21 protein-coding genes are annotated in these 20,630 nt (G+C 64.6%); 9 read left to right on the top strand and 12 right to left on the bottom strand.

What is annotated here, in order from left to right; all coding sequences use genetic code 11:
• Window positions 1–66: 66 nt before the first annotated feature.
• The 7 genes from U1739_RS20110 to U1739_RS20080 all read right to left on the bottom strand — a co-directional run bounded on the left by U1739_RS20110 (window position 67) and on the right by U1739_RS20080 (window position 8,015).
• Window positions 67–438 carry a hypothetical protein gene (locus U1739_RS20110; RefSeq protein ID WP_332710396.1) on the bottom strand — a complete coding sequence of 124 codons (372 nt, stop codon included), beginning with the start codon at window positions 436–438 and terminating at the stop codon, window positions 67–69.
• A 4-nt stretch (window positions 439–442) separates the two neighbouring features.
• Window positions 443–2,239 carry a putative porin gene (locus tag U1739_RS20105; RefSeq protein WP_332710395.1) on the bottom strand — a complete coding sequence of 599 codons (1,797 nt, stop codon included), beginning with the start codon at window positions 2,237–2,239 and terminating at the stop codon, window positions 443–445.
• A 41-nt stretch (window positions 2,240–2,280) separates the two neighbouring features.
• Window positions 2,281–2,994: an energy transducer TonB family protein gene (locus U1739_RS20100; RefSeq protein WP_332710394.1), complete on the bottom strand. Its 714-nt coding sequence runs from the start codon at window positions 2,992–2,994 to the stop codon at window positions 2,281–2,283.
• Entirely contained in the window at window positions 2,994–3,401 is a 408-nt protein-coding gene (locus U1739_RS20095; protein ID WP_332710393.1) for an ExbD/TolR family protein, read from the bottom strand. The genes U1739_RS20100 and U1739_RS20095 overlap by 1 nt, the downstream gene beginning before the upstream one ends.
• A gap of 15 nt (window positions 3,402–3,416) precedes the next feature.
• A complete protein-coding gene (locus tag U1739_RS20090; RefSeq protein ID WP_332710392.1) occupies window positions 3,417–5,165 on the bottom strand; it encodes a DUF2341 domain-containing protein in 1,749 nt (582 codons plus the stop codon).
• A gap of 2 nt (window positions 5,166–5,167) precedes the next feature.
• A complete protein-coding gene (locus U1739_RS20085; protein WP_332710391.1) occupies window positions 5,168–6,835 on the bottom strand; it encodes a ShlB/FhaC/HecB family hemolysin secretion/activation protein in 1,668 nt (555 codons plus the stop codon).
• A 313-nt stretch (window positions 6,836–7,148) separates the two neighbouring features.
• Window positions 7,149–8,015: a helix-turn-helix transcriptional regulator gene (locus tag U1739_RS20080; RefSeq protein WP_332710390.1), complete on the bottom strand. Its 867-nt coding sequence runs from the start codon at window positions 8,013–8,015 to the stop codon at window positions 7,149–7,151.
• Window positions 8,016–8,240: 225 nt separating this feature from the next.
• On the opposite strand from U1739_RS20080, the gene U1739_RS20075 reads away from it, so the two are divergent.
• The 4 genes from U1739_RS20075 to U1739_RS20060 all read left to right on the top strand — a co-directional run bounded on the left by U1739_RS20075 (window position 8,241) and on the right by U1739_RS20060 (window position 11,182).
• Window positions 8,241–8,879, top strand: coding sequence for a TonB family protein (locus tag U1739_RS20075; RefSeq protein ID WP_332710389.1), 639 nt, complete (start codon window positions 8,241–8,243; stop codon window positions 8,877–8,879).
• Between the two features lies 1 nt (window position 8,880).
• Window positions 8,881–9,639: an STN domain-containing protein gene (locus U1739_RS20070; RefSeq protein WP_332710388.1), complete on the top strand. Its 759-nt coding sequence runs from the start codon at window positions 8,881–8,883 to the stop codon at window positions 9,637–9,639.
• Entirely contained in the window at window positions 9,636–10,184 is a 549-nt protein-coding gene (locus tag U1739_RS20065; protein ID WP_332710387.1) for an RNA polymerase sigma factor, read from the top strand. Before U1739_RS20070 ends, U1739_RS20065 begins: the two co-directional genes overlap by 4 nt.
• A gap of 68 nt (window positions 10,185–10,252) precedes the next feature.
• Window positions 10,253–11,182 (top strand): FecR family protein, encoded by a 930-nt coding sequence (locus U1739_RS20060; RefSeq protein ID WP_332710386.1) that lies wholly within the window; start codon window positions 10,253–10,255, stop codon window positions 11,180–11,182.
• A 279-nt stretch (window positions 11,183–11,461) separates the two neighbouring features.
• Here U1739_RS20060 and traA read toward each other — a convergent pair whose 3' ends face one another.
• Window positions 11,462–14,356, bottom strand: a complete 2,895-nt coding sequence (gene traA / locus U1739_RS20055) for a Ti-type conjugative transfer relaxase TraA (RefSeq protein ID WP_332710385.1) — start codon at window positions 14,354–14,356, stop codon at window positions 11,462–11,464.
• 171 nt (window positions 14,357–14,527) lie between these two features.
• Here traA and U1739_RS20050 point away from each other — a divergent pair, with 171 nt between their 5' ends.
• Genes U1739_RS20050 through U1739_RS20040 form a run of 3 tightly spaced genes read left to right on the top strand, consistent with a single transcriptional unit; the run spans window position 14,528 to window position 15,261 of the window.
• A complete protein-coding gene (locus tag U1739_RS20050; RefSeq protein WP_332710384.1) occupies window positions 14,528–14,848 on the top strand; it encodes a conjugal transfer protein TraD in 321 nt (106 codons plus the stop codon).
• Window positions 14,769–15,092: a conjugal transfer protein TraD gene (locus U1739_RS20045; RefSeq protein ID WP_332710383.1), complete on the top strand. Its 324-nt coding sequence runs from the start codon at window positions 14,769–14,771 to the stop codon at window positions 15,090–15,092. Before U1739_RS20050 ends, U1739_RS20045 begins: the two co-directional genes overlap by 80 nt.
• 7 nt (window positions 15,093–15,099) lie before the next feature.
• Complete coding sequence (locus U1739_RS20040) at window positions 15,100–15,261, top strand: DUF6771 family protein (protein ID WP_332710382.1); 162 nt, start codon at window positions 15,100–15,102, stop codon at window positions 15,259–15,261.
• Window positions 15,262–15,264: 3 nt separating this feature from the next.
• Here U1739_RS20040 and U1739_RS20035 read toward each other — a convergent pair whose 3' ends face one another.
• The 3 genes from U1739_RS20035 to U1739_RS20025 all read right to left on the bottom strand — a co-directional run bounded on the left by U1739_RS20035 (window position 15,265) and on the right by U1739_RS20025 (window position 17,510).
• Window positions 15,265–16,188, bottom strand: a complete 924-nt coding sequence (locus tag U1739_RS20035; RefSeq protein ID WP_332710381.1) for a HEPN domain-containing protein — start codon at window positions 16,186–16,188, stop codon at window positions 15,265–15,267.
• A 69-nt stretch (window positions 16,189–16,257) separates the two neighbouring features.
• A complete protein-coding gene (locus tag U1739_RS20030) occupies window positions 16,258–16,590 on the bottom strand; it encodes a sigma-70 region 4 domain-containing protein (RefSeq protein WP_332710380.1) in 333 nt (110 codons plus the stop codon).
• Window positions 16,587–17,510, bottom strand: coding sequence for an ArdC family protein (locus U1739_RS20025; RefSeq protein ID WP_332710379.1), 924 nt, complete (start codon window positions 17,508–17,510; stop codon window positions 16,587–16,589). Before U1739_RS20025 ends, U1739_RS20030 begins: the two co-directional genes overlap by 4 nt.
• 572 nt (window positions 17,511–18,082) lie before the next feature.
• On the opposite strand from U1739_RS20025, the gene U1739_RS20020 reads away from it, so the two are divergent.
• Window positions 18,083–18,292 carry a helix-turn-helix transcriptional regulator gene (locus U1739_RS20020; protein WP_332710378.1) on the top strand — a complete coding sequence of 70 codons (210 nt, stop codon included), beginning with the start codon at window positions 18,083–18,085 and terminating at the stop codon, window positions 18,290–18,292.
• A gap of 159 nt (window positions 18,293–18,451) precedes the next feature.
• On the opposite strand, the gene U1739_RS20015 is transcribed toward U1739_RS20020, so the two are convergent.
• Window positions 18,452–19,069, bottom strand: a complete 618-nt coding sequence (locus U1739_RS20015; RefSeq protein WP_332710444.1) for a tyrosine-type recombinase/integrase — start codon at window positions 19,067–19,069, stop codon at window positions 18,452–18,454.
• Between the two features lie 854 nt (window positions 19,070–19,923).
• Between U1739_RS20015 and U1739_RS20010 the strand changes: the two genes are divergently transcribed.
• A complete protein-coding gene (locus U1739_RS20010) occupies window positions 19,924–20,472 on the top strand; it encodes a GNAT family N-acetyltransferase (RefSeq protein ID WP_332710377.1) in 549 nt (182 codons plus the stop codon).
• The last annotated feature ends 158 nt before the right edge of the window (window positions 20,473–20,630 follow it).

Below are 20,630 nucleotides of genomic sequence, written 5' to 3'. Positions count from 1 at the left end.
CAGGCGCGTCGATTACAAGAATAGGAACAAGAGGGTGGCGGCCGTCAGCGGCACATCGCAGCGGCATCATCGTCTGGGCGGTCGTTGCGGATGGACGGAATTGCCCAGTGCATTGCCCATGCGCAGGCGCGTGCCGGGCAGGCTGGCGACGCCGACCCGGACGTCGGGCGCGCCTGCCTTAAGCACCGGGGTATCGAGCGGCGCGCGCGCCTGAGCCTGGGCAAGGCGCGCCGCCTGCCGGAGCCGATCGCTGGCGCAATCGAGTTGCCCGGCCCGGTGGCCGGCAATATCCACCTCGACGCACGGCCCCGGCGGCGGGCCGCCGACCGTCACCGGATCGGCATTCTGCGCATAGGCGGTAAGCGGCACGACCATGGCCAGCACGGTGAGTGCGACGTGTCGCCCTGTCGCCCGGATGATGATCGGTGCCGCCCCCATGGCCTTAGAACCGCGTCATCAGATCGATGAAGCCGCGATCGATGGCGAACGGCGCATCGGCGATTTCCTCGGCGGAAAGCCAGCGCACACCGATGATGGTGTTCTTGGCCACCGCGTAATTGCCGCCGATCTGCCAACCCTTGTTGTTGGTGCCGCCGAGGTGGAAATCGGAATCGGCAAAGGCATCCAGGATCGCGTCCGATTCAAGCCGGCGGTAGCCGACAAAGGCATTCCAATCGCCGCCTTTGGCGGTCCAGTCGCCCTGCCAGTTCAGGTTCAGGACGGAGCCGATCGACAGCCGCGCCTGCCAGCCCATGTCACCGCCGGCATAGGGTCCGGGCGCTGCCGTCAGATCGTTGGGATCGGCGGTGCTGAGATCGGGCACCTGGATGTCGGCACCCAGATTGTTGACCGCGCGCGCCGCGACGACCGAACGATCCCAGCCGATATTCTTGACGACATCCCCTTCCAGCCGGACGCCGAAGGCATCGGACGGGCGATAGTCGATCGCCCCGCGCAGGTGCACCAGCTCGAATTTCGAGGCGAGCCCGAAATACTGGTTTTCGGGCGAGGTCGTCGGATTGAGCGGATCGGCGACGATGTTGCGGATCGGGAATACGGTATTGCCAAATTGCTGGAATGCCGGGCGCGTCGCGTCGGTCGAACAGACCAGCTCGTAATATTGGCAGGGTGCCGAAACCTTGCCGCTGGCATTGGTGTAGTGAAAATAGGCTCCGGCAAGGCGCACATTGATCTGGTCGATCGGCTTCACGTCCACGCCCGCCTGCGCGGCGAGCAGATACTTGTCCTGGCTTTTATACGGGCCGCTCGACGCGCTGTCCTGCGGCGCGTTGCGCGAGCCGAAGTTGAGATCGGTGTTGAACACCGGGAACGCGCCGGCCGTGCCGAACAGGCGTACCCGCTCACCAAGCCCACCGCTGCCCGAGACAGCGAGACCATCGAAATTCATGTCGTTGTCGAACATCATATCGCCACTCCAGAACGGGTTGGCGAAGCGGCCGACATCCACCGTGATGCCGGTGATCGGCGTCAGCCGGATCGACGCGCGATCTAGCCACAACTGGTATTTGCCGGTGCCTCCGTCGGCGCCGAGCGTCTGGTTGGTCGAGACCGGCGAATTGTCGGCCCCGGTGGCGATGCGGATATCGGCCGATACCCAGTTGGCGATCTGCGCCTTGACGCCGAGCCGTGCGCGCAGCCGGAAACGCTGGCGATCTTCCAGCGTGTTGACGAACGGTGGCGCGATCCAGCCGGGCGTCGCGTCGTTGGTGTTCTGCGGCGCGCCGTGGTTGACCACGGCATAATCGGTGAAGATGTCGCCATTGCCTTTGTCGTTGAAGCGTCCTTCGGCGCGCATTCGCACATCGCCATACACCTGGATGCGGCGCGTCCATTCCGGCGTCTCGCCGGGTTTTGCCCAGCCCTCGGCCTTCGCCTGGCCGCCGAGTTCCTGGCGGACCTGCGCGACGATCTGCTCGCGCACCAGTTGCGGCACATGCGCCACGATCTGCGTGCCATCGGCGACTGGGGGAAGCGCCTGAGCTTGCGCCTGGACCTGTTCGCGCACCGGCACGGTGGCCTTGGCGATCATGCGATCGGCCTGGACACGCGTCAGGATGCCCTCCGCGACCAATTGCTCGACGAGCAGCCGCGGATCGACGGTGGTCGCAGCGCCGGCAACGTCACCCTGCGCCAGCGCGGGCGAGGCCAGCAACGTGGCACTGGCGGCGCAGGCCAGCAATGCGGGCTTGAGGCGGTGGCGGAAAGCTCGGTCGGTCATTATTTCCCCCTGGGAATTGAAGCATCGGCGTACGGACATCGTCAGACGCCAGCACGAGAAGAGAGTTCGACCCGCATCACCGGTAGGCCGGCGGGCGGACGCTGCGCCAGCTGGATGCCGGTCAGCGTTCGGATGAGACTGGCATCGCGCCGTGCGTCGCCCGTGCCCTGCAGGATGCGGACGTTAGTCACACGCCCCTCAGGCGAGACCGATACCGCCAACCGCACTTTCAGGCCGTTGCGCGCAAGGTCACGATCGCTTTGCGCGGCCTGGCGGATGCCGGCGAGCGCGATATTGGCATAGGCCGCAAAGCCATCACCGCCGCCGCCGGCCTTGCCGCCGATCCGCGTGCCCCCACCATTGCCGACCGCGAGGCCGTAATTGCTCGGGCCCGCACCTTCGCGTGCGGTCAGTGCGCTGTCGCCGGCGACGGGTTGCGCGTCGGGCGTGGGCGGCGGGGGCGTGTCGACGACCGGCTGGTCGAGCGGCATCGGCTTGGGCTCGGGCGGCTTTTCCTGCGGCTTGATCTCGGGCGGCGGGGGAGGTGGTGGCGGCGGCAGGATCACCGTCGTCGTCTTCATCTCGTTCGGCCGCTCGCTGACCGTCACCCGGCCTGCCAGCATATAGGCCAACGCGAGCGCAAGGATAACGCCGAGCACCACCACGATCCGGCCGAACGTGACCGGCGAACGCTTCCGTCGACGCGGCCCGGGGCCGCCCAGCATCGCCGGATCGCCTAGCGTCACGGCCGCCATCACGCGCCGCCCGGTGGGCGCGTGGAGGCCATGCCGAGGCTCGGCACGCCGACCTTCGAGCACAGATCGAGCACCTGCATCACCTTGTCATACTGCACGGCGCGATCGCCGCGCAGGATGATCGCCACGTCCGGCGTGCTGGCGATGCTGGAGCGCAACTCGCTCTCCAGCTCGACCAGCGACACCGGCACCGCGTCGATCGAGATCGTGCCGTCGTCGGTCACCGCGATGACACGGCTTTTGGGTGCGTCGAGCGTCTTGGCCGACGAGGCCGACGGGAGATCGACCTTGATGCCCTGCACAGCGGCAGTGGTCAGCAGGATGAAGATGATCAGCAGCACGAACGTCAGATCGACGAGCGGGGTGATATTGATCTCGTTATACGGCTTCTTGCCCTGGATCTGCATGGCCCGGTGCTCCCCTCAAGCCGCTTTGGCGGTTGGCGCGGGGGCGGGCTCGGGCAGGTCCTGCCAGGTTTCGGCGATGCGCTTTTCCAGCTCGTCGACGAAGATCTGGTTGTCGGCGGTGATCTCCTCGACCTGGCTGAGCAGGTAATTGTACCCGAACAAAGCCGGGATCGCGACCGCAAGGCCGGCAACGGTGGCGAGCAACGCGGCAGCGATGCCCGGCGCGATCGCGTTAATATTGACCTCACCAGCGGCCGCCACGCTGGCGAAGGTGATCATCACCCCAAGCACGGTACCGAGCAGTCCGATGAACGGCCCGCCCGAGATCGCGATCGTCAGCAGCACCATCTGCTTGTTGAGCTGCTGGCTGGAGCGGACCAGCCCGGCATCGAGCGCGGAGCGGATCGCGGCGATAGACTGTGCGCGGATCGCAAAACGCGATCCCGACGCGCGGCCTTCTACCAAGCGGTCGCCCAGTTCCTTGCGGCCGACGCCGTAGAGCTTGCCGAGCGTCGACTGCGCCGCGCCTGCACCCGGATCGAACGCGGGCAGCCCGTCATGCGCGCCGGTGCGCCGCGACACCTGGCCGTAGGCGTCGAGGAAATCCTCATTGGCCCGGCGCACCCGGCTGATCAGCAGCCCCTTGCCGATCATCACCCAGATCGACAGCACCAGCATGATGCCGAGGATGCCGATCACGATCCACGCATCCAGCGTCAGCGCAGCAAACAGAATGCCGAAATAATTATGCCCGCCGCTCTCGGCCTGCTCGGCCGTGTCCAGCGCGACCAGCTTGGCCCCCTGCCCTTCCGATGCGGCGGCGAGCTGGAATGTGGCCTGCGGCAGCGCGACGCCGGCGATGCGCAGTTCGTCGATCTCACCGGCAAACCCCTGGCCGAACACCGCCGGTGCGGTCGCCGCCGCCAGCGCGCCGGCCGTCTCGCCGGCCGGCTTCCCGCCGATGAACAGGCTGGTCTTCGTGCCATCGTTGACCAACGCGACATTGGCCCAGGTGCCGGCGGGCAGCGCGCCGCCGGCGCTGCGCGTGCCGTTCGCATCGATGAACAACTGGCCGCCCTGCGCCACCAGGCTGACCGCGCCCGGCAGCGTGAAGATCGTGCCATCGCCGCTAGGCTTCACCCAGAAGCTCACCGACAGCGGGCCGGCGGCGAACGCGGCGGCCGACAGCTGCAGCGGCGCGCTGCCGTCGAGCACCAGGCTGCCACCGATCAGGCCGCCCGCATTGCGCCCGATGGCACCGGTCGCATGGGCGCCGTTGCTGGTCGCGTCATGCGGCGCGCCGGCGTCGCTGAAATGATAGACCGCGCGGTAATCCTTGCCGAACGTGCCGGCGACGTCCTGCCCGGCCTTCGCATCCTTGTTACCGTAATAGACGTACAGCGCCGTCGCCTGGCCCGGCTGCAACCCCTGGACGTCGACCCATACCAACGCCTGCTGATCCTGCGGCGACCAGCGTTCGATATGGAATTTGAGCGGCGTGCGATCGTCGCCGGCGACGAAGCGCAGGTCCGAACCGTCCGGCTTCACGTCCTTGAAATTGAAGTTCCCGCTGTGCAGCCGCACCAGCACCGGCGCGCGCGCGACTTCGCCGGTGATCCCGGCGGCGGCGACGTTCAAATTGATCTTGGTGCGATAGGCGTAATCCGGTTCCCACCAGGCGGCGGCCGGCGTGGCGGCGGTCAGCGCGGCAAGCGCCAGACCACCGGCCACGGCGCCCTTTCGGATGCGTTGAATGATCGACATGGTCAGAATTCCCCCCAGATACGGAAACGTGCAAAGATGTCGCCGGACAGGCTGTCCGGCCCGGAGATCAGCGGCGTGCCGACATCGATCGCGCCGTTGAGATAAGAGAAGATTTTCGCGCGCGCCCCGGCGCCGACGGTCATCAGCCGGAACTTGCGATCCTGCCCGGCCAGCGGATCGTGGATCCCGCCCCAGCCCGCATCCCAGAAGCCCAGCACGCGGAATTCGTCGAGCGGCTTGCCGACCAACGTGCCAAGATTGGGCGAGCGCAGTTCGAACTGCGCGGCGACACCGTAATCGGCCAGCCGCTCGCTCTCGTAATAGCCGCGCACGCTCTGCATGCCGCCCAGGCTGAAGCCTTCGTTGGAGATCAACGGATCGGGCGACCATTGCCCGGTCAGCCGCGCATCGATCTGCAAGCCGGCGACGATATCGCGGTTATGCCCGGCATCGAGCTTGACGGTGAAGAAGCTCGGGCGCGCATTGTAGCGCTTGGCGTCGAACGCCACCCAGTCGTCGCCCAGCCCGCGAATGCCGAACACCGTCGACAGCGTCACGTCGCTGCGGCGCTTGTCGGCCGTCCAGTCGCCGCGCCACGACGCGATGACGGGAAAATATTCGATCGGCGCCGATGCGCGATCCGCGCCGAGCAGCACGTCTTCGGTGAAATCCTTCCAGTCGATGCCGAGCGTCAGCGCGTGATAGAAGCCGTCGCTGCTGCCCAGCGACTGGATGAAGCGCGCGCCGACGATGTTACCCTTGCCGATCACGCTGGTGCCGCCGACCACCGCGATGTCGCTGTCCGAATGGACGCCGTACAGCATCACCTGCGTGCCTTGGCCGAGCCGCATCAGGTAATTGCCCGACAGCACGGTGCCGTCGCGGGTGCGCCGCGGCGCGGTCTGCGCCGAGATCGACAGGCTGTCGCCGCGGCCCCACATATCGTCGTAGCGCAACGTGGCCGAGGCGCGCAGGGCGGTGGTCGCCGCGCTGGCGAAATTGTTGAGCTCGGCCGAGGCGTGGAAAGCGGAGCTCTCCTCCACTGCGAGCACCACGTCGAGCGTGCCCGGCGCCACGCCGGCGCGCAGTTCCGGCGTCACGCGGCGGCGCGGGCTCTGGTTGAGCGCAATCACGTCGCGCTGAAACGCCGGCATGTTGGGCGTGGTGCCCGGCGTCAGCGACGGCGCCAGCGCGCGCACTGCGTCCTGCCGCTTGGTGCCTTCCACCAGCACCTGCCCGATCGCCTGCTGCTGCACCTCCAGGCTCAGGATACCACTCTCGACACCCTGTTCGGGGATGAACACCGACACCGCGACATAGCCGGCATCCTCGAACGCCTTTTGCAGCGCCGCACGCGCCAGCTCGACATCCGCGGCGCTCTTGTCCGGCCCGGTGAACGGATAGATCGCGCGCTCGACCGCATCCGCCGACAGCACCTTGTTACCGCGCACCGCAAAGGCACGGATCTCGAACGCCGCTGCCGGTGCGGCTGGTGCCGCCTGCTCCTGTACTGCAACGGGCGCAGCCGGCGGCGCTTCCTGCGCCGCCGCCGCCCCAGCGGTCAGCGCGAAGGCGAGCGCCGTCAGGCCGGGCAACACGCGCCAGTGGCTGTCATCGAACGTCAAAATCGTATCCCCCGTCACCGGCGCCACCGCAAAGGCGGACGGCATCGGCAGCTCGTTTGAAAACCAGTCCGTGCGCGTTTTATGTTGCAGCGCAGCGTCCTGTGATGAAAATCCGTTACGAGCATAGCGACTTTGCTTTCAACAACAAACGGCAGCATGCCATGTTTATACCCGCTCGGGCTTCTTATTAAGTAGCTTTGATGACAGCTGTTGAAATTTGAAGAGTGATGTCATACAATACACGCAGATATCTATATTTTGTTATTTGTTTTTACATCTTTAACAGACATGGAGATACGCGGCCTTCGAACCAATATCGAAAGCTCTTGCTTGATGGATCATAAGTTTGATGGCTGTTTTAGTACCGTATAGTTGCAATTGCCTGGGCACGTGCTTGTGTCGGCGTTTGGCCGAAACGGCGCTGATAGGTGCGGGTGAACACGGTGGGATGATAGCCGATGGCGGCTGCCACGGCCGATACGGCGCGCGTCTCGCGCGCACTGCACAATCGGGCATGCGCCCAATCGAGCCGCGCATTCTGCATCAGCTTGGTCAGCGACACCCCAGTCGTATCGCGTACCGCCCGGCTCAACGTCGTCGGCGCGACCGCCGCGGCGCGAACCAGGTCATCCAGCGATATCGGCGGGTCGGCAAGGCCGAGCCAGTCGAGCGCGCGCTGCACCGAGGCGGCGATCGGAAATCCGCCATGATCGGCATCGTGGCAACACAATGCCTCGCCGATCGCCGCCATGATGGTTTGGTCGGCAGTGTCGGACGCCATGGCAGCGTCGCCACAGAAATCGCGATACGGCGGCAGCGACGAAACAGCGCGCCGCAACGGCGTCCGGCCGGCGCAATCGACCATCATAGTTACCCGGCCGAGCCTGCGGGGTTCGCCGCGCGCCGCAAAGGTCGCAGCCTGAAGCGCAAGGCGGGGAATATTGATTACCATCGCCGCGCCGGGGCTTTCGAAATGGCAGTCGGTGGCCATCTGGCTGGCGATCAACGCCTGCCCCAACCCCAACCCGTGCCCCAACCGCTCTATGTCGGCACTGCGGACGATCGGTTCCGCACCGGACAGCGGCAGGAGCATGTGCAGCACATCCACGTCCGGCTGGAACGAAAACGTGTCCGCCGCGGCAAAGGCAAGCCTGCGGCAATCGATCTGCCCCACGCGGACGGGCGACGGCCATGGCGCGGCACGGCTGCCGGCCAGGCAGCGCACGGCCTGCGCTCTATCATGTCCACTATTCACCATCGACCCACCAGCGCGCATCAGCGACCTCCAACACTAGAGATCCATCCCCGAGGTGTTCGCGCAGACTATTTTATCGGCAACCGCGCCGCTGCGCCGACGAACACGGCCGTGGCATTGTCACGCAAGCGAGACAAACCGCGCCTAGGGCGGCTTTGATGACATGCGCGTGACGGAATGATCAGGGCCAATCAGATGGAAAGAATGGTGTCGTTCGGCGTCACGCTGTCGCTGCACGTCGCGCTGGGATGGGCGCTGATCAGCGCCATGGCCTCCGGCACGGCCCGTCCCGGCGCAGCGCAACAGGCCGCGGGCACGCCGCTGGTCGTCGAACTGATCCCGCTTGAGCGGCCGGGCGCGGCAACGCCGTCCGCGCCGCAAGCCGGCCAGCAACCACGACACCGGCTCTCCCCCGCAGTCGTGGCGGACGTGCCTGGCAGGCATGGCGACCTGGCAGCAGCCGATCCGGCGCCGCTCACCCATGCCGCGCCCGGCGCGCCGCCGGCGACAGCATCGAGCACGCCCGCGATGACCGATCTGCCGAGCGCGGAAGCGCAGGCCTGGCGGGACAGTGTGCAGACGCATCTCGCCCGCTATCGGCTGTATCCGTCCGCGGCCGCCAGCACCGGCCGGCAAGGCATGGTGCTGCTCCATTTCACGGTCAAACGTAACGGGCAGGTCGAACAGGCATGGATCGACACGAGCTCCGGCGTGGCCGAGATCGACCGCGAAACGATCGCAGCGATCCTGCGCGCGCAGCCGCTGCCGTCCTTCCCGGCGGGATGGCCAGACACGCTCGACATCCGGCTGCCGGTATCGTTCCGCCTCGGCTAGCATGATCGGATCCGCGCTTGCCCGTTTCGTGCCGTTCCTGCTGGTCGTCGAATTGCTGCCGCCGCCGGGCGCGGCGCGCCTCACCGCCCCGACGGCGCCGCCCCCGCCGCCTGAACAACAGGCGTACGACATGCCGGCGCAACCGCTGGCTGACGCGCTCGATACGCTGGCCACGCGATCGCGGATCAGCATCGCCTTCGAACCCGTCGTCGTCGCCACCTTGCGATCGGCGCCGCTCCGCGGCAGCCTCACCCCGCCGCTCGCCTTGCGCCACATCCTGGCCGGTACCGGCCTTGCCGCGCGCTTCACCGGCCCCCGCGCGGCGATCATCTACGATCCGCGTGTTCCGGCGGCGGCGATCGCCGACACCGGCTTAGGGGCGCGCCTGTCGCGCGACCGGCCGACGATGACCTTCGATCTGGCGGTGGTGCGTGCGCCGCGCCTGATCGGGCAGCGCGATCGCGGCGCGGTCCTCGAGTATGTGCGCCGCGCCGAAAGCGCCGTCCGGTCGCTGTTCGCGCGCGACCGCACCTATCAGGGCGTCAGTTTCCAGTTGCGTATCGCGATCGCGATCGACGCGCGGGGGCGCATCGATCGCGCGACCGTCGTCAGGCCGAGCGGCTCGGCGGCATTGGACGGGGGCGTACCCCGCGTCGTGCTGGGGCAGGATATCGGCAGGCCACCGGCAAGCGGTCTGCCGCAGCCGTTGCGCTTCGACATTGCCGGCAAGGGCCTGAATGACGGTCGGACGATGCCGTGACGATATCGACCCGCGCCGTCCTCGTCCGCCTGCTCGGCGAGCGCTACACGTTGCTGCGCGATCGCTTGTCGCGGCGGCTGGGATCGACCGACCTCGCCACCGAAGCGCTGCACGATACTTGGCTGCGGCTGAATGCAGGTGCCGATCTTGCGCCGGTCGACAATGCCGACGCCTATCTGTTTCGCGCCGCGCTCAACAGCGCCGCCAAGCTGTCCGCGCGCGACCGTCGCGCGCTTGGCACCGTCGCGATCGATGCCGTGCTCGAACTGGCCGACGATGCGCCGGGGCCGGAGCGGATCGCGATCGCCCGCAGCGAGATCGCCGCGCTGCGCCGCACGCTGGCCAGCCTCACGCGCCGCCAACGCGACATCTTTCTCGAAAGCTATGTCGGCGAGGCGACGCATGCCGAGCTGGCCGAGCGCTACGGCGTCTCGGTGCGCACCATCCAGAGCGAGTTGCGCACCGCGCTGCTGCACGTGGCGCTGCGCTTCATCGGTAAAGATGGTTTCGCGAAGCAGGCCTTCAAAGTGTCTAGGGATCGTTAGGGGAAGATGACCATGCCAAACCAACGGGCGAACCGATCGACCTGTCCGGCCGTCTTATGCCGTCGCTGATGGCGCGTCCGCACGATCTGGACACGCAAGACCTGGATGCCGCCGTGCTCGAGGCGGTGGACTGGATCGTGCGCCTGTCGTCAGGCGACGCGACCGAGCAGGATCTGCGCGCGCTAGCCACATGGCGCGCGGCGCGACCCGAGCATGACACGGCATTCCGTGCGCTGGCCGGCACGCGGTCGATCGGGCGGGCGATGCTCGCCGAGCCGCGTGTCAGTCGCCGCGCGATGCTCGCGGGTGGCGGCTCCGCAATGGCCGCGATCGTCGCGATCGGGCTGGCCCGCCCACCGCTCGGATTGTGGCCATCTTTTGCGGAGATGATGGCCGATCACCGTACCGGCCCCGGCCAACGGTACGCGTTCACGCCCGTCGCCGGTGTCGATGTGGAGCTCAATTCGCGCACCAGCGTGGCCCTGACGTCAGGCGGAAGTGGAATGCGGCTGATCAACGGCGAAACGTTTGTTGCAGTGCGTCGAGGCGCGCCATTCCGATTGGCGGTGGGCGAGGCCAGCGTGCTAGCGACAAACGCCAGCTACAATGTCGAAACATTGGCCGGCGGCGTTCGCCTAGTCTGCCTCGAAGGGACGATCGAATGCCGTCGCGCGGGCACTACGTCGCGCCTTAGTGCGAACACGGAATGGCGCCTGAATGCCGACGGGGTCGCCACCCGCCATGCCATAAAGGCCGGCGAATCGAGCAGTTGGCGCCAGGGAATGCTGCATTTCAGGGATACCCCCCTTTCCGAGGTCATCGAACAATTCAATCGCTATCGCCCCGTAGCGATCGTCTTGACCGACACATCGACCGGCAACCGACCGGTAAGCGGCATTTTCTATACCGCAGAGATCGATGCAGCCATCCGGCAGTTGCAGCAATTGCTCCGCCTCAACATCCGCACCCTTCCCGGTGACGTCCTGCTGATTACTTGAGTTGCTATTCGTTTGCACCCTTTCAAATAGCGCACGCCGTTGCCGACCAGACAGGACGACAGCCAGCCGTCGGGATTTATCATGCGACCGCTAGATGGTCGACCCTGGGCAGGTAACAGCCGTGACCCCAACTGAATGAACGGCTGGAATCGTTAGTTCAGCGCTCGAAAGCAGCCAGACCGGTTTCCACCCAAATGACCCTAAAAGCAGCCCGTCCGCCCCCACCCAAAGTCACGAATTCTATTAGCGTCGGCGACTGGCAGCACGAGCCCAAGAAGCCTACATTCCGATCCCGAGGCCCCGGCCTAAATCGATGCCATGATTGAACGCGAGCTCGGCACCAAGCTTGCGCCCGGTTTCGAACTGGATCCCGAGCTGCTGCTTGCGGTTGGCTAATATCGATTCCATCTGCGGATCACGCTCAAGGGACTTCGCCATACCGCGCATATCATCCTGCAGCGCGCGGCGACGCTCATAGTCGCCTGAGGCATAGGCACGTTCGGCTCCGGCACTCAGCCGGTTCCAGCGCTCCACGAACCCGTCGGCCCTGAGTTCGGGATTGGTGCGGACCTCGCGCTCGCGGATTATCGCCAGCCGTGCGCGCTCGGTATCGCCACGCGCCGCTTCCGGTGCAAGCGACGCGTCCCGCGAATAGGCGCTTTCGGCATCGGTCGCGGCGTGTTGACGAAGGTTGTTGAGATCGCGTCGTGCCTCGCCGAGATCGCGCAACTGATCGGGCGCAGCGTCGCCGCCGCGATCCTGCATCGTGAAGATCGCCTGTACCGCGCGCGCATGCCGCGCGATCGTCCGATCGCGCACCGCAGCGATGCTGTCCGTCGGCTCCTGTACCTCTGGTTCGGGCGCCTTCACGGAAAGCCGCAAGCCATCGAACATCCCGCGCACTTTCTCCGGGACGGCTTTGGCCATGTCGGCAATGCGCTCGCGCACGGCGATCCCACGACGCTCGGCAAAATCTCGTTCCGGTGTCGCACCACGACCGTAGTCGCTAGCCATATCCTTGGCGCGCTCGCGCGACAGCGTACGAACAAGTCGCCCCTGATCGGCAAAGTCATCCTTGCCGTAATGCAGGTCCATACCCTCGCGGTGCCGTGACAGCGCGACATAGGAGGAGTGACTGTCCATCCCCGGTGTCGCCAGAACATGCGTACGGTCGACCGTCATGCCCTGAGCCTTGTGGATCGTTGCGGCGTAACCGTGATCGACCTGGGAATAGTCCTTCAAGTCGAACGCTACCGATCGCCCATTGTCGAGTTGCACCGCCATGCGCACACGGCTCACGCTCTCGACCGTACCGAGCGTGCCGTTCTTCACGCCGAGCTCGCGCTCGTTCTTCAGAAACATCACACGGTCGCCGGGCGCGAAGTCGCGCGAGCCACGCTCGGTGGCGATGGTAACGTCCTCGCCAAACTGCCCCGCCGCACGCAGCCGCTCGCGCGCGACTTCATTTAGCGCCTGGACTTCATCGCGGGTGTGGGTGAGGATGATCCGCGACAGGTCGGGATTGGCGAGGCGATCACGATCCCAGCGATCGACGCGCGCGTCATCGCGCGATGCGGCTTCATGCACGCTGTCGTGGTCGTCATAGGCCTGGATCGCTTCGCGGGTTCGCCCGGTTGCGAGATGCCGCGTCGCGTCACGCTGCCAGTCCTCTTGCTGGCGACGGATGTCGGTGATCTCGACCGCACCGTGACGCTCGGCGACCGAGCGGAATGCGGCACCTGCCTCAATCGACTGAAGCTGCTCGGGATCGCCGACCAGCACGATCTTGGCGCCGCGCTTCTCGGCCTCGCTGACGACGCGTTCCATCTGCCGCGTGCCGATCATCCCGGCTTCATCGATCACCAGCACCGAGTTCTGGTCGAGCAATTCGCGGCCCTGGTCCCATTGATGTTCCATGCTCGCGATCGTGCGCGACGCGATACCCGATCCGCTTTCGAGATTTTCAGCAGCGATGCCCGACAGTGCGGCGCCATGCACGTCATAGCCGGCGCTCTCCCAGGCTTCGCGCGCTACGCCCAGCATTGCCGACTTGCCAGTGCCGGCATAGCCGACGACAACACTCAGACCGTCACCCCGTGTGACATGGTCCAGTGCTGAGCTCTGCTCCTCGGACAGGATCAGCCCTGCGCGTTCGGCCTCGGCAATCGCGCGCTGGCGATCGCGCTCGGTGACGCCGTGCCGCTCGCGCTCGGCCATCATCCGGGTCGCGCGCTCGAGCTGTTGTTCGGTGTGGATCATGTCGCGGCTGGTGAAGCGGGCCTCGCCTTTTCCGTCTTTGCCGAGCGCGACCAGGTCAGGCGATCCGCGCACCGCCCCCATCGCTTGGTCGAACTGCTCCTGGTCATCACTGTGGCGGTGGATGAACATGGCGAGGTCACGGTTGGTGAAGGTCGCCTGGTTGCGGGTGATCGCGTCAAGCGCGATGCCGGGATTGGCAATGATACTGTTGCCGTTGCGGCGCGCGATCTCGAAATGCTCTTCGAGCCGTTCGGTTTCGAGGCCCTGCGCCTCCATCCGCGCGGCGGCAGGGCCGATCTTGTTCTGCGGCTCGAGCTCGATCCCCTGTGCCTCAAACGAGCGATGATCGATCCGCGCATCGATATCGAGCTCGGCCAGCCGCTGATTGGCATGCTCGGCCCAGCGCTCGCGCCATTTCTCCAGCAGATCGGTGCGGTTCCAGTCGCGGTTCTTTGGTCCGAACCCGTCCTCGGTCACCGATCGCGTCGTGAGCATGACGTGAGCGTGCGGCTTGGCCAGGCCATCTGCGCCGATATCCCAGTGCACGTTGAGGTCAGCGACCATGCCGTGATCGACGAACTCGTCGCGGACGAAGTCGCGTGCAAGCGCGATGCCATCTTCCTTCGACAGCTCGCGCGGGATAGCGAACTCGATCTCGCGGGCGAGCTGCGCGTCCATCCGCTTCTCGACCGCCTCGACGTCGTTCCAGAGCTGCTCGCGGTCGGACCATGCGTCGGGCGCACCGTCCGGCAGTATCACCTCGGAATGCACGACACCGGCTTTGTTCGAGAAGTCGTGATGACGATCGAGCCGGTTATCGTAGAGCCGCGAGGCCGAGCGATAGGCCGCAGCGGCAAGCGCGCTGGAGCCGCTGCCGCGCGAGATTATCTTTGCCGAGAAATGGTAGATCGCCATGACGGCAATCCATCTACACTACACAAGCGACGTCGGCACGACGTATAAGCGCGCCCTCGAAAGATTTCATCTATCTCGGGACTGCACAATACCAGGATATCTCAGGGTGTTGAGCCTGATCGACGCACACGATAACTGGTTCGTCCTCAATTTACAAAGGAGGATGAACCGATGCGCAAGCCCCGAGACTTCGATGCTGAACTAAAGGCACTCGGCACAAAGGCAAAGCTGCTGAAAGAGCAGCGGGTGCGCCAGCTCGGTGAGCTGATCATCGCTACTGGCGCCGACGCGATGCCGCTTGAACAGCTCGCTGGGGCACTGCTTTCCGCTGCTAAAACGGAAGAGCAGTCGACGAAGGAGGGCTGGCACGGGAGGGGAGCCGCATTCTTTCAGGACGCACGCAAAGCTCGCAGTGGCGCTGACGGCAACGGGCGCGGCAATCCGGCGACTGACCGCAGCGCAGCACCGCCTGCAAGCGGGGATCGCTCGTGACGACAAGCGCGCCTGGGTCGTGAAGCGGCGCGAACGAACCCGTCATTTGATCGAGCTCGGCGGGCTGGTCGTGAAGCCCGGTCTGGTCGAGCTGACCGATGACGACCGCGCCGCCATGTTCGGCCTGATGGTCGAAGGGGCGGCGACATTGCGCAGCGAGCGCGGCGATGACGCGCTTGCTTTATGGCGTCGCCGCGGCAAGCGCGCGTTCGCGCTTGCCGCGGACAATGAACGCCAGCCATAGCGCCATCATGAATGACAATCTGCAAGCGACGATCACCGCCATCATCGCGCGGGCACCGGACTGGATCCGGCAGGAATTGTTGTCGAAGGAGAAGGCCACGCGTCAACGGGCCGAAGAGGCGCTGGCCGCGATGATCGCCGGCGCTTTGAAGGATGCCGACCGCGGCTGACGATCAGGCAGCCGCGCTGCGCTCGAGCGCGGCGATATGCTCTTCGCAGATGACTTGCACGACATGGCCGAGAGCTTCGACGCGCTCGCCGAGCCACGTGAGTTCCTCTTCGCTGATCCGGTAATGCTTCGAGTAGCGCGCCTTCACGTACGCTTCTTTCAGTTTTTCAAAGCGGGCGCGGTCGGCCTTGGTTTCGCGCGGCCAGACCTCGATCAGCCGCGGATCGATCCGCTCGGCCTGAGTGCGCAGGAAGCCGAGATTGTGCACATGTGGTGTATAGAACCTGCAGACGAGCAAAACGCAGTGGAAATACCGCTCGGCAGCTTGGTGCATCTCGAAGGCCGCTTTATTAAGCCAACCCCGCGCCGATGCCTCTTGGCCTTGTATCAGGAACTGTTCTGCGCTTGGCAACCACTCCTCAAAGTATTCCCGCGCCATAGCCAGAGCCTGGTCCGGCGTCTTGGGCTGCGGCTCGGGAAGCTCGGTATCATCGCTCTGATAGAGCGCGATGCCGTCGCGAGCGATGTCGATGAAAAAATAGCGCCCGTCGGACAATCCGGCGGTCACTTCCTGCCACGTGTGCACGATGAAATTGACCGGCGTCCTGAGCGTTTTGGTGATCGCCAGCTCACGGTTGAGAGTGTCCTCGGCGGTCGACCAGAATTCAACGCGGTCGGTGAGCTTCTCGTGATTGACGATTACCAACAGATCGAAGTCGGACTGATAGCCCTTGGCCGTATGCGGTTCGTCGACCCAGCCGCCGCGCGCATAGCTGCCGTACAGGATCACTTTGAGGATGCGCGCCTGTTTCTTCCAGTCCGACGTTGCGATCGCCGTTGCGTCGCCAAACTGCTCGAACAGGATCCGCACGACGCGTTCCAGCTCGCGCTGTTTGGCTGGCGGCAGATGATCAAGACTGGTTTGCATCGCGAGCTATCCTAACCGCTTGACGAGCGTTCGGACAGCCTCGCCGGCCATGCCGACGAGGCTGAGTTTTCAGCAGCGCCATCGCGGCAGAAGCGACTGCCATCGGCGTTGCCAGGGCGTGCGTTCGTCGCCGTCCATGAAGCGCGACAGATGATAGATCGCTGTCGCCATATGGCGCTCGACACGATGAACGCTCATGCCGGTTAGCCGGGCAATGTCGGTATAGCTGTAGCCGTCGAGGCGGTGCGCCAGGAATACCTCGCGCGTCATCCGCGGCAGGGCCAACATTGCTTGCTCCATCCGCACAAGTTTATCAGGCTGAGACGTGCCGTCCGACGTTTGCCGCTCGCGGTGGGAAGCGCCACGACGATCCGGGTTCGGCTGTTGGGGATGGCTGGTCACGCCGCCCTCCCCTGCTCGCTCTCGCCATCGCATTCGCTGCGAAATTCGAGCAGATAATCTGCGGCCTTGCTGGCAGCACTCGCGGCGCGGAAGATTGCCTTTTCGTCCTCGCGCAGCACGGCCAGCCAACTGCCGATATAATCGGCATGCCGCACGGTCGGCTGGATCGACAGTGACGCGCAAGCAAAAGCGCTGGCCATCTCGGCAACCAGTTCCTCGCGGGCATAGTCGCCACTGCCGAAACTGCCACGCTGCTCGCGATCCAAGCGGCTCTTGTGCCCGGTCCAATGTCCAAGCTCATGCAACGCCGTGCGATACCAGTTGATCGGCTCACCGAACGCAGCCTGCGGCGGGACCGCGACATAATCGGCACTGGGCGAGTAATAGGCTTCGACGCCTCCGATGCGGAAATCAGCGCCGCTGGCCCCAATCAGTGCCTGCACTTCCGGCAGGATATCAACCTCCGCTGGCACATCGGGCATGCAGGTCAGCGCCTCTGGCAGCCCCTCGCACTGATCGACATTGAACACGGTAAAGCGCTTGAGAAACGCAATCTGCCGCGCATCCCGATCCTCGTCCTGCGCCCTCGTCTGCTCGCCCTTGGGCGTGAAACGATCGGCATAGCAAACGGTCGTCCCGCGCTCGCCCTTGCGGACATTGCCACCCGCCGCCTGCGCCTGCCGGTAGGTCAGCCAACGTTGCGACTGATAGCCGCCCTTGATCACTGCCGCCCACAGGATCAGCACGTTGATCCCGGAATAACGCCGCCCGGTCCCGGCGTTGTGCGGCATCGAACACCCGCACGCCGCGGCGTCCCAAGGCTGCACCCATGGCAGCCGCCCGGCTGCCAGCTCGGCGATCACGCGTGACGTCACCTCGGCATAGAGGCTCGTCCGGTTGGTATCGGTCTTGTCCTTCATCTTCCTTACTCCAAACCACCGCAACCGGCGCCGGAATGGCGGAGGTGGGCGGCAGGAGCGGACCGGAAGTCCCGCCGGCAGAGGCGGGCTGCACCCGCAGGGCCGAAACGTACGTGGAGGACCTGAGCGCAGCTCAGGTTGCGGCACGCCGCGGCGGGATTACAGGGCAGCGACGCCCACCTTCGCCAGTTCGCGTGCCGGAGGCACAACGCCGCCGCCACCTTGGTGCGGCGACCATCGGAGGCATGGGCACCATGCCGACTGGTCCGCGGCGCGTACCGACCTGCGTCATGCGATCGTAACGGCTCCGCCGACGAGACGCCCATGGCGGCTCGGCTGGAGCGGCACGCGGAAGTAGAGCGCGGTCAGGCTGGAACAGCCTGAGACGCCAAGTGACCCGTCTGCTAAATTTATTTTGGCGTAGGTTTGGGACCGTGGAGGATAGTCAGGAGCATCTACGGATAAGCGGTCGTAAAACCGTGGAATTCGGCCCCAGTTGACGGCAGCGATCATCATACCAACTCTGTCTTGAAGGAGCACAAAGGACCCCACAAGCCACAGGAGATAACAACATGACGCAGCAGCAACCCGACCGCTTCCTTCGCCTCAATACCGTGCTGGGTCGCACCGGCCTGTCGCGCGCGACGCTCTACCGGAAGATCCAAATGGGGACCTTCCCCAAGCAGGTGCGCATCGCCACCCGCTGCGCGGGCTGGCGGGAGTCTGCCGTCAACCAGTGGATGCACAATCCCATCTTCTACCACGTGGACGATGCCCGATGATGGCAGCTCAGCGCCAGATCGCGACGTTCAAGCTGTTCGGGGTGAATCCCGAAAGCCGCCGTCTGTTCATCTACGGGGCGAAGTTTCTTGTGGCTCACCGGATTAGCGATGGATGGCATAGCAGTTCGGCTCCTCACTGTCGGTGAGGAGCCGAAGCCGTCAGACCTCGGTCCCCTCGGCAAGCGTTAGCGCGTCGTCAACGTCGACGCCCAGGTAGCGGACGGTGTTTTCGATCTTGGTGTGGCCAAGCAGGATTTGCACGGCGCGCAGATTACCGGTCGCCTTATAAATAATCGACGCCTTCGTCCGGCGCAGCGAATGCGTTCCATATTCCTCGCGCCGCAGACCAACGCCCACGACCCACTCGTCAACCAAACGAGCATATTGTCGCGTACTGAGATGACCGGCATGATCGATTCGGCTGGGGAAAACGTAGTCCGTCAGCGTGCCGCCGCGCCGGTCCAGCCACGCCAACAGGCTGGCACGCGCGTCCGGCATAATCTCGAACTGCACAGGCTTTCCCGTCTTCGCCTGGACGACGATCGCGCGAGCCCGGATTTGGCCACCCAGAACCAGATCGCCAATCCTGATCTTCACGACATCGCAACCGCGTAGCTTGCTGTCGATCGCGAGATCAAACAGTGCTCGATCTCGCATGCGCCGGTGCTGATCGAGAAAGAAGCGGATCGCCCAGACCTGGCGCGGCTTGAGTGCCCGCTTGGCTCCGACTTTTAGCCCTGCATTCCAAACGCGCCGGTCCGCCGCGATCGGATCAATCTGCCTTTCCCATTTTCAGTCTCCTGCGGCCATGATGGCCGAGAATAGAAACGGGATATCATTATGCGGGCCCCAAAGCCGCCGGGCAGGAAGCGCCCACTTGCGGACGTTCATAATAGAAGTCTACGATCTGTTATGGCAAAGTTTCGTCTCGCGGTGGCTACCCTCGCGCTCTCCCTTCTGCCGGCCGGGGCGAGTTCGACCCCTCCTCCGATCGCCCCCACAAGCTGCGCTGGATCAATCTGCGTAGAACTTTACCCGATACCCAGCCCTGAGAACAATCGGTTCGTTCAGCCGCTGATTAAGACTGAAACGGAAACAGGGCGCTCCAGCATAATCGCAAACTACGGTGGCTTTGCGACGTTAACAATTCAGTCTGAGCCGGCGGTGTTAGGTGCTTGCACTTCTGGAACGTCACGCCTCGCGTATGAAAAGATCGGAACGAGTGAAATCCGCTTTCAAAGGATGGTGTCATTCAAAAGCAAGTTCTTCTTATATGATAAGAGCTTACATTGCAGGATGATCTCGGGAGTGGCAAGATCGACGCATAATAAGATTGTGCCTGAAAAGGTTCTCGAGTCTGCCGTCCACATATGGCTGCTTGCAGATGGAGCTTTCGTGGTCGATGCCGACGTGGCAGGAGGGCGGGTCGAAAGTCGGCTCATATTAAACGGACCCGCCGACCGTTAAGGCCGATCAACGTCTGTTTTCCACCACTTTTCGCCGTTCGGGACGTGCAGAAGTGATCAAACCGCCCAAAAGCGACCGGCAGCAAATGGAGTGGAAAGCGGTCGGGCGGAAAACGCCCAATTGCAGACATTGGCGGGATCGGTTTGCGCAGCTACGATGAGGGCATGAACCGGGAAGGCACATCGGCGGCTTCGAGAGATGTACCTACGGGCGCAAGCTCGGGTAATATAACCGTTCGTAAGGCGGAAGCGCGCGACTGGGCGGCCATCTGGCCAACTATAAGCCTGGTGACGAGAGCAGGCGACACCTTCACCTATCCCACCGATCTCCCGGAAAACGATGCTCGATCGTTGTGGATGGCCGGCGGCGGCCGAACGATCGTAGCAACCGATGAGACAAGTCGTGTCTTGGGCACCGCTAAGATGGGTGCGAACCAAATGGGACCGGGCAGCCATGTCGCGACCGCCAGCTTCATGGTGGCACCATCCGCTCGCGGGCTGGGCGTGGGCAGAAGTCTTGGCAACGCCGTGGTTGCATGGGCGAAGGCTAGCGGCTTCCGAGCGATCCAGTTCAACGCCGTCGTATCGACGAACCTGGTGGCAATCGGTCTTTGGCGTAGCCTTGGCTTCGAGATTGTTGGCACAGTACCAGAAGCGTTTGCCCATCCGATACTAGGTGATGTGTCTCTCCACATTATGCACCGAAGCCTATGACGAGGACAGCGAGGTGGCGCGGTTGCGTATCGGATGTCCGTTCTCCACCGAGGCTGTGTGAGAACGGTGGTCGAGCAGCGCTGATAGCGGCGCGTGCTAGCGCGGGGCGCTCAGGCCTGCATCGCAGCGATTAGCCCCGGCACGCCGACCAGAGCGAT

The sequence above is a fragment of the Parasphingomonas puruogangriensis genome, from assembly GCF_036663635.1.
GTDB lineage: Bacteria > Pseudomonadota > Alphaproteobacteria > Sphingomonadales > Sphingomonadaceae > Sphingomonas.
The sequence above is the reverse complement of the archived record's forward strand: the minus strand, read 5'-3'. Positions and strand labels throughout refer to the sequence as shown.